This is a genomic window from Streptomyces sp. NPDC059564 (assembly GCF_042735575.1).
Classification (GTDB): Bacteria; Actinomycetota; Actinomycetes; order Streptomycetales; family Streptomycetaceae; genus Streptomyces.
In genome coordinates this window covers 1-13,243 of sequence record NZ_JBHWBP010000207.1, presented here as the reverse complement: position 1 = coordinate 13,243, position 13,243 = coordinate 1, and the positions used below count along the sequence as shown (strand labels likewise).

Here is a 13,243-nt window from a genome sequence, read left to right as displayed (position 1 = left end):
CCCCCGGACGGAGTCTGGGGGATGGGCGAAGGGTGGGGCGGGGAGAGGCCCGCGCAGCGGCCGCCCCCGGCCTGCCCGGCCCCGCTCGCGGCGGCGCCCCCGGGACCGGGGTAAGGCGGCCGTAAGTGGGCTCGGCCACGGCCGACATGGCGCCCCCATACTCGGGGCATGAGCTACGACGCCATCGTCCTGGCCGGCGGAGCCGCCCGCCGCCTCGGCGGAGCCGACAAACCCGCCCTCCCCGTAGGCGGCCGCCCCCTCCTGGACCGCGTCCTGGCCGCCTGCCCCGACGCCACCACCACCATCGTGGTCGGCACCCGCAGGCCCACCGCCCGCCCCGTCCACTGGACCCTGGAAGACCCGCCCGGCGGCGGCCCGGTGGCCGGGCTGGACGCCGGGCTCCGCCGGACGACCGCCGAGCTGGTCCTCGTACTCTCCGCCGACCTGCCCTTCCTGGACCGGGACACCGTCCACGCCCTCCTCGCGGCCGCGGCCGCCGGCCCGGTCGACGGGGCCCTCCTCAGGGACCCGGAGGGCCGCGACCAGCCCCTCGTCGCCGCCTACCGCACCGAGCCCCTCCGCCGCGAGACCGCCCTGCTGGCCACCGAGCACGGCCACCTCCGCGGACTCCCGCTACGCGCCCTCACCGCCGAGCTGGATCTGGCCACCGTCACCGCCGCTGCGCCACTCGCCTCCTTCGACTGCGACACCTGGGAAGACCTGGCAGCGGCCCGGGCCCGGATCAGGGAGCATGGAAGCGTGCTGGAGCAATGGATCACCGCCGCCAAGAACGAGCTCGGCATCGATGTCGACGTCGACATCCCCGCCCTGCTCGACGTCGCCCGTGACGCCGCCCACGGCGTCGCCCGGCCCGCCGCCCCGCTGACGACCTTCCTGGTCGGCTACGCGGCCGCGCGCGCCGAGGCCGCCGGCGCCGACCCCGCCCGGGCCGCGGCCGAAGCCTCCCGCAAGGTCGCCGACCTGGCCCTGCGCTGGGCCGCCGAGGCCAAGCAGCCCCCCCACCCCGAGGAGACCGGCTCCGGATGACCCGTACCGACGCCGATGGCGCCCTGGACGAGGCCCTCGCCCTGGTGAGCCGCGCTCCCCTTCCCGGCGCTGCGAGCGGCCACCGCGCCGCCCCCTGGCCGCGCGCCCGGGAGACCGCCGCCCGGGCCGGCTCGGGCGTCCGGGGCCGCACGCACCGGGTCGCCCTCGCGGACGCCCTCGGCGAGGTGCTGGCCGCACCCCTCGACGCCCTCAGCGACCTGCCGTCCTTCGACACCTCCGCCATGGACGGCTGGGCCGTCGCCGGACCCGGCCCCTGGAACATCCGCCCCGGCGGCGGGATCCTGGCCGGCGCCGAGCCGCCCGCGCCGCTCGCCGACGGGGAGACCGTACGGATCGCGACCGGCGCCCGGATCCCCGGCGACACCAGCGCCGTCATCCGCAGCGAGCACGCCCGCGAGTCCGGCAGCCAGCTGTACGCCGCCCGGCCCGTCAGCACCGGCCAGGACATCCGCCCGCGCGGCCAGGAGTGCCGCTCCGGCGATCTGCTGCTGCCGCCCGGTTCCCTCGTCACCCCGGCCGTGCTCGGCCTCGCCGCCGCCGCCGGGTACGACGAGCTGCCGACCCGGCCGCGCCCACGGGTGGAGATCCTGGTGCTGGGCGACGAGCTCCTCACCGAGGGCCTCCCGCACGACGGCCTGATCCGCGACGCCCTCAGCCCCATGCTGGGCCCCTGGATCACCCGCCTCGGCGCCGAGGTCATCGGGACGCGCCGGCTCGGCGACGGCCCGGACGGCGCCGAGGCCCTGCTGGCGGCGGTGACCGGCTCCACCGCCGACCTGGTCGTCACCACCGGCGGCACCGCCTCCGGCCCCGTGGACCACGTACACCCCGTACTGGAGCGCGCCGGCGCCGAACTGCTCGTCGACGGGGTCGCCGTACGCCCCGGGCATCCGATGCTGCTGGCCCGCCTCGGCGGACGGGCGGACGGCCGCCACGTGGTCGGGCTGCCCGGCAACCCGCTGGCCGCCGTCTCCGGGCTGCTGACGCTCGCCGAGCCGCTGTTGCGCGCCCTCGCGGGCCGCCGCCAGCGGCCCCGGTACACGGTGGCGGTCGAGGGCGACGTGCACGGCCACCCGTACGACACCCGGCTGGTGCCGGTCCTGCTGACCGACGAGCACGCCGTACCGCTGCGCTACAACGGCCCGGCGATGCTCCGGGGGGTGGCGGCCGCCGACGCGCTGGCCGTCGTACCTCCGCACGGCGTGCGGTCCGGGCAGGACGTGGAGATCCTCGACCTGCCGTGGGCGTCGGGGGGATGTTTCACGTGAAACTTCACGGCCAGGACGCCATGGCGCGGGGTGCCGACGAGAAGCTCGTCTCACGCCGCGTCAAACTCCCCAAGCGCGTGGTCGAGAAACCGTTGCGGCAGGTCACGCGGCGTCTGCTGATGGCCCTGTTCGTGATGTTCCTGACGGTCCTGCTCGTCTGGATCGACCGTGACGGCTACCACGACAACGCCAACGAGAAGGTCGACCTCCTCGACTGCGTCTACTACGCGACCGTGACCCTGTCGACGACCGGCTACGGCGACATCGTCCCGTACAGCGACAGCGCGCGGCTGGTCAATATCCTGTTGATCACTCCACTGAGGGTTCTGTTCCTGATCATCCTCGTTGGAACCACGTTGGAAGTCCTGACCGAACGGACCCGTGAAGAGTGGCGGCTCAGCCGCTGGAGGAACAACTTGCGTGACCACACGGTCGTCGTCGGCTTCGGCACCAAGGGCCGCTCGGCCCTGCAGACGCTGCTGGCGACCGGCCTCCGGAAGGAGCAGGTCGTCATCGTCGACCCCAGCGCGAAGGTGATCGACATCGCCAACGCGGAGGGGTTCACGGGGGTCGTCGGCGACGCCACCCGTTCCGACGTACTGCTGCGGGCCGAGCTCCAGAAGGCCCGTCAGATCGTCATCGCCACCCAGCGCGACGACACGGCGGTGCTGGTGACCCTGACGGCCCGGCAGCTCAACCGCGGCGCGAAGATCGTCGCGGCGGTCCGCGAGGAGGAGAACGCGCCGCTGCTCAAGCAGTCCGGCGCGGACGCGGTCATCACCAGCGCGAGCGCGGCCGGACGGCTCCTGGGCCTGTCCGTGCTCAGCCCGAGCGCGGGCACCGTGATGGAGGACCTCATCCAGCAGGGCACCGGCCTGGACCTGATCGAACGGCCCGTCCGCAAGGGCGAGGTCGGCCGCGGGGTGCGGGAGACCGAGGACCTGGTCGTCAGCGTGCTGCGCGGACACCGCCTCCTCGCCTACGACGACCCGCACGCGAGCCCGCTCCAGCCGACGGACCGGGTGATCGCCATCGTCCGGGCCACGCCTCCGACGACCCCTCATGTCACCCTGGGCCCGGCGGACTAGCGGACCGGACCTGCCGTACGGGGGGTACTGGGCCCGGCGCGCCGGGTCGCGTAGATTCCGGGCCATGCATGCGATCACGATCGAGCAGCCCGGCGGCCCCGAGGCCCTCGTCTGGGCCGAGGTACCCGATCCGGTGGCCGGCGAGGGGGAGGTGCTCGTCGAGGTCGCGGCGAGCGCCGTGAACCGCGCCGACGTCCTCCAGCGGCAGGGCTTCTACGACCCTCCGCCCGGCGCCTCGCGCCACCCCGGCCTGGAGTGTTCCGGGCGCGTCGTGGCCCTCGGGCCGGGGGTTTCCGGCTGGTCGGTGGGCGACGAGGTGTGCGCGCTGCTGGCCGGCGGCGGCTACGCGGAGCGCGTGGCCGTCCCCGTGGGGCAGCTGCTGCCGGTACCGGAGGGGGTGGACCTGGTGGAGGCCGCGGCGCTGCCGGAGGTCGTCTGCACGGTGTGGTCCAACGTGTTCATGGTCGCCGGACTGCGACCCGGCGAGACCCTCCTCGTGCACGGCGGATCCAGCGGGATCGGCACCATGGCGATCCAGCTGGGCAAGGCCGTCGGCGCGCAGGTGGCGGTGACGGCGGGCGGCAAGGAGAAGCTGGCGCGCTGCGCGGAGCTGGGCGCGGACGTCCTGATCGACTACCGCGAGCAGGACTTCGTGGAGGAGCTGCGGGCCGCGACCGGCGGGGCCGGGGCGGACGTGATCCTGGACATCATGGGCGCGAAGTACCTGGCCCGGAACCTGGACGCGCTGGCCGTGAACGGCCGGCTCGCGATCATCGGGCTCCAGGGCGGCGTCAAGGCCGAGATCAACCTGGGCGCGCTGCTGGCCAAGCGGGCGGCGGTCACGGCGACCTCGCTGCGGACGCGGCCGCTGGAGGAGAAGGCGGCCATCGTGGCGGCCGTACGGGAGCACGTGTGGCCCCTGATCGCCTCGGGCCGGGTCCACCCGGTGGTCCACGCCCGCTACCCGATGGCGCAGGCCGCGGAGGCCCACCGTGTCCTGGAATCCAGCACCCACGTGGGCAAACTCCTGCTCACGACCTGACGGCCCGCCCCCGGACCCCCGCGGGGGTCCGGGGCGGAGGCCCTACAGCCCGCGCAGCAGCACCGCCGGGTTCTCCACGCAGTCGGCCACGTACCGCAGGAACCCGCCCGCGGTCCCCCCGTCACACACCCGGTGGTCGAACGTCAGCGACAGCTGGACGACCTTGCGGACCGCCAGCTCCCCGCCGTGGACCCACGGCTTGTCGATGATCCGGCCCACCCCCAGCATCGCCGCCTCGGGGTGGTTGATGATCGGCGTGGAACCGTCGACCCCGAACACCCCGTAGTTGTTCAGGGTGAACGTGCCGCCCGTGAGGTCCCCCGGCGTCAGCTTCCCCGCCCGCGCCAGCTCCGTCAGCCGCGCGAACTCCGCCGACAGGGACTCGGGGCTGCGCGTGTGGGCGTCCCGGACCACCGGGACCATCAGCCCCCGCTCGGTCTGGGCGGCGAAGCCCAGGTGCACGCCCGGCAGCCGGACGATCTCGTTCGCCGCGAGGTCCACCGTGGAGTTGAGCTCCGGGTAGCGGGCGAGCGCTGCCGTGCAGATGCGGGCCAGCAGCGCGAGCACCGAGATCTTCGGCCCGTCCACGGCGTTCATCGCGGCCCGGGCCGCCATCAGCTCGGTGGCGTCCGCGTCGACCCAGCAGGTGGCCTCGGGGATCTCGCGGCGGCTGCGCGACAGCTTCTCGGCCACCGCCCCGCGCACGCCCTTGAGCGGGATCCGCTCGCCCTGCGGAGCCGGGGCGAGCGCCGGGGCGGCGACGGGAGCCGGCTCGGGGGCCCGCTGCGCGGCCAGCGCCGCCTCGACGTCCGCCCGCAGGATCAGCCCCTCAGGGCCCGACCCGCGCAGCGCACGCAGGTCGACGCCGTTGTCCTTGGCCAGCTTCCGCACCAGCGGCGAGATCACCGCGACGGGCGCCCCGGCGACGGCCTTCGCGGCGGCGGCAACAGGGACGACCGGTGCCGTGACCTCGGCGGTGACGGGTCGCACCCGTCGCCGACGCGCCGGGCTCGAGTGGTCCGTGCCGTAACCGATCAGGGGCCGGGGCACGCTGCCGGAGCCCTCGGCTTCGGCAGCCGGGGCCTCCGGCAGCGCCTGCGACCCCACCGCCACGGTGATCAGCGGAGCTCCCACCGGCAGCTCCGTCCCCTCCTCACCGAAGCGCGCGGTGACCACGCCCCCGTAGGGACACGGCACCTCCACCATCGCCTTGGCCGTCTCCACCTCGACCACCGGCTGGTCGACCTCGACGACATCGCCCACGGCCACCAGCCAGCGCACGATCTCCGCCTCGGTCAGCCCCTCCCCGAGGTCGGGCAGCTTGAACTCCAGTACCTGCGGCATCAGTTCTCCCACTGCAGCCGGGCCACGGCGTCCAGGATCCGGTCCACTCCCGGCAGGTGGTGCTTCTCCAGCATCGGCGGCGGGTACGGGATGTCGAAGCCCGTCACCCGCAGCACCGGCGCCTCCAGGTGGTGGAAGCAGCGCTCCGTCACCCGGGCGGCGATCTCCGCGCCCGGCCCGCCGAAGCCGGCCGCCTCGTGGACCACCACCGCGCGCCCGGTCCGGCGTACGGAGGCCACGACGGTCTCCTCGTCGAAGGGCACCAGCGAGCGCAGGTCGACGACCTCCAGGTCCCAGCCCTCCTCGCGGGCCGCCTCGGCCGCCTCCAGGCAGACCGGCACCGAAGGCCCGTACGTGATCAGGGTCGCGCTCGTGCCCGTCCGCCGGACCAGCGCCTTGCCGATGCCCGGCACCGCCGCCGGGGCGTCCGGCGACCACTGCGCCTTCGACCAGTAGAGCCGCTTCGGCTCCAGGAAGATCACCGGGTCGTCGCTGGCGATGGACGCGCGCAGCAGCCCGTACGCGTCCTCGACCGTCGCCGGGGTCACCACGTGCAGCCCGGGCGTGGCCACGTAGTAGGCCTCGGAGGAATCGCAGTGGTGCTCGACGCCGCCGATGCCGCCGCCGTACGGCACCCGGATGGTGATCGGCAGCGGCATGGCGCCGCGGGTGCGGTTGCGCATCTTCGCGACGTGCGAGATGAGCTGCTCGAAGGCCGGGTACGCGAACGCGTCGAACTGCATCTCCACGACCGGCCGCAGCCCGTACATGGCCATGCCCACCGCCGCGCCGAGGATCCCGGCCTCGGCGAGCGGGGTGTCCGTGCAGCGGTCCTCGCCGAACTCCTTCGCGAGGCCGTCCGTGATCCGGAAGACCCCGCCGAGCGCGCCGACGTCCTCGCCCATGACGTGGACGGTCGGGTCCTCGGCCATCGCGTCGCGCATGGCCCGGGTGAGCGCCTGCGCCATCGTCGCGGGCTTCACCGCCCGTTCGGCCACCGTGCTCATGCGTCACCCTCGGCTTCCAGCTCGGCGCGCAGCTGTTCCGCCTGCTCGCGCAGCCGGCCGGTCTGCTCCGCGTAGACGTGTGCGAAAAGGTCCATCGGGTCGAGGACCGGGTCGGCGTTCATCCGCTCGCGCAGGGTCGCGGCCATCGCCTCGGCGGCGTCGCGCGCCTCCTGGATGCCCGTCTCGTCGAGGATCCCGCGGGCGGTCAGCTCACGCTCCAGCAGTTCCACCGGGTCGTGTGCCTTCCAGGCCTCCACTTCGGCGTCCGAGCGGTAGCGGGTCGCGTCGTCGGCGTTCGTGTGGGCCTCCATCCGGTACGTGACGGCCTCGATGAGGGTCGGTCCGCCGCCGGCGCGCGCCCGCTGGACCGCCTCGGTGAGGACCTCGTGCAGGGCGGCGACGTCGTTCCCGTCGACCAGCCGGCCGGGCATCCCGTAGCCCACGGCCTTGTGGGCGAGGGTCGGGGCCGCGGTCTGCTTGGCGAGGGGGACGGATATCGCGAAGCCGTTGTTCTGGACCAGGAAGACCACCGGGGCCTGCCAGACGGCGGCGAAGTTCAGCGCCTCGTGGAAGTCGCCCTCGCTGGTGCCGCCGTCGCCGACCATGGCGAGCGCGACGACCTCGTCCCCGCGCAGGCGGGCGGCGTGCGCCAGGCCCACCGCGTGCGGCAGCTGGGTGGCGAGCGGGGTGCACAGGGGGGCTATCCGGTGCTCGCGCGGGTCGTACCCGGTGTGCCAGTCGCCGCGCAGCAGCGTCAGCGCCTGTACGGGGTCCAGCCCGCGGGCCACGGCCGCGAGGGTGTCCCGGTAGCTCGGGAAGAGCCAGTCCTGCTCCTCCAGGACCAGTGCGGCCGCGATCTCGGCGGCCTCCTGGCCCACGGTGGAGGGGTACACGGCGAGACGGCCCTGCCGGGTCAGCGCGGTGGCCTGCGCGTTGTAGCGGCGGCCGCGCACCAGCTCGGCGTAGTACCGGCGCATCAGCGCGGGGTCAAGGCCGGCGGCCGCCTCGGTGCCCAGCACCCGGTACGGCTCGGGGTCCGGAAGCAGCGGGGCGGCTTCCGTACGGGGCCTCCAGGCGGGCGGCGGGGTGGCACGGTGGGACGCACCGGCACCGGGCAGCTCTTGGACCGTCATGGCGGCGTACACCTCCTCGTGGGAAGCGGGCAGGGACGTCTCGGGTGTGAGGCGCCTCACCTACCGATTGTTCGGTCGTCGGCGCAATTTGGCTACAGGCGGCTCCAGGCTGTGGACAAAGTGGCGACGGGGCCCTGGGATGGGTGCAGGACGTCCAGGAGAGGGAGGCAGTGGGCAATGCCGGATGAACAAATGGCCGGAGCGGGTTCCGCACCGGTCCCACCGGGGGGTGCTTCCTCGGGCCCACCGGTCCCACCCCGCCCGCTGGATCCGATCGACCGGTCGATCATGCGGTTGCTCCAGGCGGACGGCCGCGCGTCGATACGGTCGGTGGCCGAGCAGGTGCACGTTTCGCGCGCGAACGCCTACGCCCGCATCAACCGGCTGATCGACGACGGGGTGATCCGGGGCTTCACGGCCCGCGTGAACCACGAGCGCGCGGGCCAGGGGGCCTCCGCCTACATCACGCTGAAGATCGTCCAGAACTCCTGGCGGACGGTGCGCGAGCAGCTGCGCGAGCTGCCGGGCGCGGCGCACATCGCGCTGGTCAGCGGGGACTTCGACGTCCTCCTGCTGGTCCACACGCCGGACAACCGGACCCTGCGCGAACTGGTCCTCACCCGCCTCCAGGCCATCCCGGAGGTGCTCTCCACCCGCACCCTGCTGGTCTTCGAGGAAACCGACCTCCAGGACCCGGGCCCGGCCCCCGCCCAGACGCTCACGGAGGAGTAGGCCGTCCGGAGTCCGGGACGGCCGGCCCGCGGCCCGTCAGCGGGCGGTGCGCAGGCCGTCCAGGGCCATGCTGACCACCGCGTCGGCGAGCTGGTCGGGGGTCGTGCCCGGGTGCGGGCGGTACCACTCGACCAGGGAGTTCACCATGCCGAAGAGCAGGCGGGTGGCCAGCCTGATGTCCACGTCCGCGCGCAGGTCCCCGTCGGCCGCGGCGGCCTTGAGGAGCTCGGCGACCTGGTGGTCGAACTCGCGGCGGCGTTCCAGGGCCCAGCGCTCCGTACGGGTGTTGCCGCGCACGCGCAGCAGCAGGGTCACGTACGGGAGCTCCGCGACCAGGACCTCGACGGTGCGGCGGGTGACGTGTTCGACGCGCTCGACCGCGCGCCCCCGTACGGCGCCGGGCTCCTCCAGGACCGCGAAGAGGCCGTCCAGGGCCCGGCTGACGGCCCGGCGCAGGAGTTCCTCCTTGCCGGCGACGTGGTGGTAGATGGAGGACTTCGAGATGCCGGCGGCCTTGGAGAGGTGCTCCATGGACGTGCCGTCGTAACCGCGCTCGTTGAAGACCTGGACCGCGACGGTCAGGAGCGTCTCGGGGGTGTAGGTGTCCCGCCTGACGGTGGTCATCCCGTCTCCTCCGCCTCGTCGGCCTCGTCCGTCCCGTCGTCCTCGCCCGCCGCGTAGCCCAGCTTGAACAGGGCCAGCGAGGGCGCGTAGCGGCCGCCCGGGCAGCGTTCGTCCAGGTGGTGCAGCAGGTCGTACGCCCAGTCCTGGCCGAGCCGCTCGTGCCATTCGGAGGGGCCCACCGGGTAGTTCACGCCGAGCCGCATCGCGGTGTCGATGTCCTGCGCGGTGGCCACCCCGCGCGCCACGGCGTCGGCGGTGAGGTCGATCAGCATCGCGACGGTCCGGGCGACGATCATGCCGGGGACGTCGCCGATGACGGAGACCTCCTTGCCGAGCTTCTGGAACAGGCCGACCGCCTCGGCGAGCGTGCGCTCGCTGGTGTCCGCGCTCGCGGAGAGCGCGATCCGGGTGGCGCCGCGGTAGTCCAGCGCGAGGTCGAAGTAGACGACGTCGGCGAACTCCACCGAGGTCTTGCCGTCCGCGAGCACCAGCTGGCCCTCGCCGGGCAGCTGGATGTACGGGCCCCCGTGCTCGGTGGCCGTGACCGCGATCCCGGCCTCCTCCAGCAGCTCCGCCAGCTCCGCCGCCGGGCCGAGGTCGCCGACGACGGTGACCTTGTCCGGGGCCGCCTCGGGGCCCGCGGTGTGCGGCGCGGGCAGTTCGGCGTCGTCCGCGTACGGGAACCAGCCCTGCCCCGACTTGCGGCCGAGACGGCCCGACTGGACCAGTCGGCGCTGGGCGAGCGAGGGGGTGAACTTGGGGCTCCGGAAGAAGGACTCCCAGACCGAACGGGTGACGGCCTCGTTGACGTCCTGGCCGATCAGGTCGGTCAGCTGGAACGGGCCCATCCTGAAGCCGCCGCTCTCGCGCAGGACGGCGTCGATGGTGGCCGGGTCGGCGCCCTGCTCCTCGTACACCGCGAAGGCCTCGGCGTAGAAGGGGCGGGCGATCCGGTTGACGATGAATCCGGGGGTGTCGGCGCAGCGGACGGGCGTCTTCCCCCAGCCCAGGACGGTGGCGTACGCGCGCTCGGCGGCCTCGGGCGCGGTCGCGAAACCGCTCACCACCTCGACGAGCGGGAGCAGCGGGGCCGGGTTGAAGAAGTGCAGGCCGAGGAAGCGGCCGGGGTGCGCGAGGCCGGCGGCGAGCTCGGTGACGGAGAGGGAGGAGGTGTTCGTGGCCAGCAGGGCGTCCGGCGAAACCACCTCTTCGAGCGAGGTGAAGAGCGCGCGCTTGATGGTGACGTCCTCGATGACCGCCTCGATGACGAGGGCGGTGTCGGCGAGGGCGGCGATGCCGTCGGCCGCCGCGATCCGGCCGATCGCGTCCTCGGCCCGGTCGCGGTCCAGGCGGCCCTTCGCGGCCATCCGCTCGACGCGCTCGCGCACGCGGGCGGCCCCGGCCTCGGCGAGGTCGCGGTCGATGTCGTGGATCAGCACGCGGTGACCTGCGAGAAGGGCCACCTGGGCGATGCCCTGTCCCATGGTGCCGGCGCCGACGACCGCCACAGTGCGGGACCGCTCGATTGCTGTCATGTCCTGATCCTCCCGCACCGGGTTGTCCACAGGTCTGCCGGGCCCTCTTGTCCCGACCGATCGTTCGGTTACTCTAACTGCAGTCTGCTCTTCTTCACCCGCCCCTGCCTGATCTCAGCCTGCGAAATCAGCCTGATCTTGCCCGGCTCAACGAGGAGTTGGTCCCTGATGGCCGCCGCGCTCACCGTCCCCCAGCTGACCGAGAAGCACCGGACCACCCTGGACCAGGCGCTCGCTGCCATCCGCAGCCGCGCCTACTGGTCCCCGCACCCCGAACACCCGAAGGCCTACGGCGAGACCGCCCCGGCCGACGGCCTGGCCGCCTTCGAGGCCCTGCGCGGCACCCGCCTCGACCTCGGGCAGCCCGGCACCGACGGCTGGACGGGCGGCGAGGTGTCCCCGTACGGCCCGGAGCTGGGCGTCGAGTACCCGCACGCCGACCCGGACGTGCTGCTGCCCGCGATGAAGGCCGGCATCGCCGCCTGGCGCGACGCCGGGCCCGAGACGCGCGCCCTGGTCTCCATCGAGATCCTGGCCCGCATCTCCGCCCGCACCCACGAGTTCGCGCACGCGGTCATGCACACCAGCGGCCAGGCCTTCATGATGGCCTTCCAGGCGGGCGGCCCCCACGCGCAGGACCGCGGCCTGGAGGCCGTCGCCTACGCGTACGAGGAGCAGACACGCGTCCCCGGACAGGCCGACTGGTCGAAGCCGCAGGGCAAGCGGGACCCGCTGGAGCTCGGCAAGACCTTCACCGCGGTCCCCCGCGGCATCTCGCTGATGATCGGCTGCAACACCTTCCCCACCTGGAACGGCTACCCGGGCCTCTTCGCCTCCCTCGCGACCGGCAACGCCGTCCTGGTCAAGCCGCACCCGCGGGCCGTCCTCCCGCTCGCGCTCACCGTCCAGGTGGCCCGCGAGGTCCTCGCCGAGGCGGGCTTCGACCCGAACCTGGTGGCGCTCGCGGTCGAGCGGCCGGGCGAGGGCATCGCCAAGACCCTCGCGCTCCGCCCCGAGATCAAGCTGATCGACTACACCGGGTCCACGGAGTTCGGCGACTGGCTGGAGGCCAACGCCCGCCAGGCGCAGGTCTACACGGAGAAGGCGGGCGTCAACACCGTCGTCCTCGACTCGACCTCCGACTACAAGGGGATGCTGTCCAACCTGGCCTTCTCGCTCTCCCTGTACAGCGGCCAGATGTGCACCACCCCGCAGAACCTGCTGATCCCGCGCGACGGCATCGAGACGGACGCCGGGCACAAGACGTACGACGAGGTCGTCGCCGATCTCGCCGCCTCGGTCGGCGGCCTGCTGGGCGACGACGCCCGCGCCAACGCGCTGCTCGGCGCTCTGGTCAACCCGGACGTCAAGGCCCGTCTGGAGGCCGCGGCCGGCCTGGGCGAGGTCGCCCTCGCCTCCCGCGAGGTGGTCAACCCCGAGTTCCCCGACGCGGTGGTCCGCACCCCCGTGATGGTGAAGCTGGACGCCGCCAAGGACGACCCGGAGGCGGCGTACCTCTCCGAGTGCTTCGGCCCGGTCTCCTTCGCGGTGGCCGTCGACTCCACGGCGGACGCCCTGGACCTCCTGCGCCGTACGGTCCGGGACAAGGGCGCGATGACGGTGGGCGCGTACACGACGTCCGCGGACACCGAGCGGGCCATCGAGGAGGTCTGCCTGGAGGAGTCGGCGCAGCTGTCGCTCAACCTGACGGGCGGCGTCTACGTCAACCAGACCGCGGCCTTCTCCGACTTCCACGGCTCCGGCGGCAACCCGGCGGCGAACGCGGCCCTGTGCGACGGCGCCTTCGTCGCGAACCGCTTCCGCGTGGTGGAGGTCCGCCGCCAGGCGTAGCCCCTCAGGGCTTGGGCCCGCCCCAGTGGAAGAGGGTCATGGCCACGCTGGTGGCCAGGTTGTAGCTGGAGACCTGCGGCCGCATCGGCAGGGACACCAGGTGGTCGGCCCGGGCGCGCAGCTCGGGCGAGATCCCGTGGCGTTCCGAGCCGAAGGCGAGCAGGGCGTCGTCCGGGAGGGTGAGGGCGCGGATGTCCTCGCCCTCCGGGTCGAGCGCGTACAGCGGCCCGGGCGGCAGTTCGTCGAGTTCCATCCGGTCCACGGTGGTGGCGTAGTGCAGCCCGGCCCCGGCCCGGACGACGTTGGGGTGCCAGGGGTCGAGGTCGCCGCGGGTCACCACGCCGGTGGCGCCGAAGCCGGCGGCGAGCCGGACGACGGCTCCGACGTTGCCGAGGTTGCGGGGGTTGTCGAGCAGCACGATCGGCGCGGGCCGGGGCATCCGCGCGAGGGCGGCCCACCCCGCTCCCCGATCGGGCCGTACGGCGAGCGCGGCGACCCCGGTGGGGTGTACGCGGGGCAGCAGCTCGGCGAGCGCGGCCCGCCGCACCAGC

The 13,243-nt window shown here is 73.8% G+C and carries 11 protein-coding genes and 1 pseudogene; 6 read left to right on the top strand and 6 right to left on the bottom strand.

Annotated elements, in window-relative coordinates:
* The first annotated feature begins 168 nt into the window (after positions 1-168).
* The 4 genes from ACFV0Q_RS27790 to ACFV0Q_RS27775 all read left to right on the top strand — a co-directional run bounded on the left by ACFV0Q_RS27790 (position 169) and on the right by ACFV0Q_RS27775 (position 4,466).
* A complete protein-coding gene (locus ACFV0Q_RS27790; RefSeq protein ID WP_385009098.1) occupies positions 169-1,047 on the top strand; it encodes an NTP transferase domain-containing protein in 879 nt (292 codons plus the stop codon).
* Entirely contained in the window at positions 1,044-2,336 is a 1,293-nt protein-coding gene (locus ACFV0Q_RS27785; RefSeq protein ID WP_385009097.1) for a molybdopterin molybdotransferase MoeA, read from the top strand. The genes ACFV0Q_RS27790 and ACFV0Q_RS27785 overlap by 4 nt, the downstream gene beginning before the upstream one ends.
* Entirely contained in the window at positions 2,324-3,424 is a 1,101-nt protein-coding gene (locus ACFV0Q_RS27780; protein WP_385009096.1) for a potassium channel family protein, read from the top strand. The genes ACFV0Q_RS27785 and ACFV0Q_RS27780 overlap by 13 nt, the downstream gene beginning before the upstream one ends.
* Positions 3,425-3,488: 64 nt before the next feature.
* Complete coding sequence (locus tag ACFV0Q_RS27775; protein WP_385009095.1) at positions 3,489-4,466, top strand: NAD(P)H-quinone oxidoreductase; 978 nt, start codon at positions 3,489-3,491, stop codon at positions 4,464-4,466.
* 42 nt (positions 4,467-4,508) lie between these two features.
* Here the strand turns inward: ACFV0Q_RS27775 and ACFV0Q_RS27770 are convergent, their stop codons facing one another.
* The 3 genes and pseudogenes from ACFV0Q_RS27770 to pdhA form a co-directional block, all read right to left on the bottom strand.
* Complete coding sequence (locus tag ACFV0Q_RS27770) at positions 4,509-5,810, bottom strand: dihydrolipoamide acetyltransferase family protein (RefSeq protein ID WP_385009094.1); 1,302 nt, start codon at positions 5,808-5,810, stop codon at positions 4,509-4,511.
* The gene (locus ACFV0Q_RS27765) at positions 5,810-6,817 is read right to left on the bottom strand and encodes an alpha-ketoacid dehydrogenase subunit beta (RefSeq protein ID WP_385009093.1); all 1,008 of its coding nucleotides are present in this window, start codon (positions 6,815-6,817) and stop codon (positions 5,810-5,812) included. Before ACFV0Q_RS27765 ends, ACFV0Q_RS27770 begins: the two co-directional genes overlap by 1 nt.
* Positions 6,817-7,950 (bottom strand): annotated as a pseudogene (pdhA, locus tag ACFV0Q_RS27760) (pyruvate dehydrogenase (acetyl-transferring) E1 component subunit alpha); the annotation flags it as partial. The gene ACFV0Q_RS27765 and the pseudogene pdhA, both read right to left, overlap by 1 nt.
* Before the next feature lie 192 nt (positions 7,951-8,142).
* Between pdhA and ACFV0Q_RS27755 the strand changes: the two are divergent.
* On the top strand, positions 8,143-8,682 hold the full coding sequence (locus ACFV0Q_RS27755; protein ID WP_385009099.1) for an Lrp/AsnC family transcriptional regulator: 540 nt from the start codon (positions 8,143-8,145) through the stop codon (positions 8,680-8,682).
* A 36-nt stretch (positions 8,683-8,718) separates the two neighbouring features.
* On the opposite strand, the gene ACFV0Q_RS27750 is transcribed toward ACFV0Q_RS27755, so the two are convergent.
* The gene (locus ACFV0Q_RS27750) at positions 8,719-9,306 is read right to left on the bottom strand and encodes a TetR/AcrR family transcriptional regulator (protein ID WP_385009092.1); all 588 of its coding nucleotides are present in this window, start codon (positions 9,304-9,306) and stop codon (positions 8,719-8,721) included.
* Positions 9,303-10,841 carry a 3-hydroxyacyl-CoA dehydrogenase gene (locus tag ACFV0Q_RS27745; protein ID WP_385009091.1) on the bottom strand — a complete coding sequence of 513 codons (1,539 nt, stop codon included), beginning with the start codon at positions 10,839-10,841 and terminating at the stop codon, positions 9,303-9,305. Before ACFV0Q_RS27745 ends, ACFV0Q_RS27750 begins: the two co-directional genes overlap by 4 nt.
* 168 nt (positions 10,842-11,009) lie before the next feature.
* Between ACFV0Q_RS27745 and paaN the strand changes: the two genes are divergently transcribed.
* Positions 11,010-12,692 (top strand): phenylacetic acid degradation protein PaaN, encoded by a 1,683-nt coding sequence (gene paaN / locus ACFV0Q_RS27740; RefSeq protein WP_385009090.1) that lies wholly within the window; start codon positions 11,010-11,012, stop codon positions 12,690-12,692.
* Positions 12,693-12,696: 4 nt separating this feature from the next.
* On the opposite strand, the gene ACFV0Q_RS27735 is transcribed toward paaN, so the two are convergent.
* The coding region (locus tag ACFV0Q_RS27735) for a TrmH family RNA methyltransferase (RefSeq protein WP_385009089.1) at positions 12,697-13,243 on the bottom strand (547 nt) is incomplete at its 5' end.

Bases quoted from the DNA above. Each gene is read 5' to 3' on its own strand.
- ACFV0Q_RS27790 (WP_385009098.1), top strand. From the start codon at position 169: ATGAGCTACGACGCCATCGTCCTGGCCGGCGGAGCCGCCCGCCGCCTC.
- ACFV0Q_RS27785 (WP_385009097.1), top strand. From the start codon at position 1,044: ATGACCCGTACCGACGCCGATGGCGCCCTGGACGAGGCCCTCGCCCTG.
- ACFV0Q_RS27780 (WP_385009096.1), top strand. From the start codon at position 2,324: ATGTTTCACGTGAAACTTCACGGCCAGGACGCCATGGCGCGGGGTGCC.
- ACFV0Q_RS27775 (WP_385009095.1), top strand. From the start codon at position 3,489: ATGCATGCGATCACGATCGAGCAGCCCGGCGGCCCCGAGGCCCTCGTC.
- ACFV0Q_RS27770 (WP_385009094.1), bottom strand. From the start codon at position 5,810: ATGCCGCAGGTACTGGAGTTCAAGCTGCCCGACCTCGGGGAGGGGCTG.
- ACFV0Q_RS27765 (WP_385009093.1), bottom strand. From the start codon at position 6,817: ATGAGCACGGTGGCCGAACGGGCGGTGAAGCCCGCGACGATGGCGCAG.
- ACFV0Q_RS27755 (WP_385009099.1), top strand. From the start codon at position 8,143: ATGGCCGGAGCGGGTTCCGCACCGGTCCCACCGGGGGGTGCTTCCTCG.
- ACFV0Q_RS27750 (WP_385009092.1), bottom strand. From the start codon at position 9,306: ATGACCACCGTCAGGCGGGACACCTACACCCCCGAGACGCTCCTGACC.
- ACFV0Q_RS27745 (WP_385009091.1), bottom strand. From the start codon at position 10,841: ATGACAGCAATCGAGCGGTCCCGCACTGTGGCGGTCGTCGGCGCCGGC.
- paaN (WP_385009090.1), top strand. From the start codon at position 11,010: ATGGCCGCCGCGCTCACCGTCCCCCAGCTGACCGAGAAGCACCGGACC.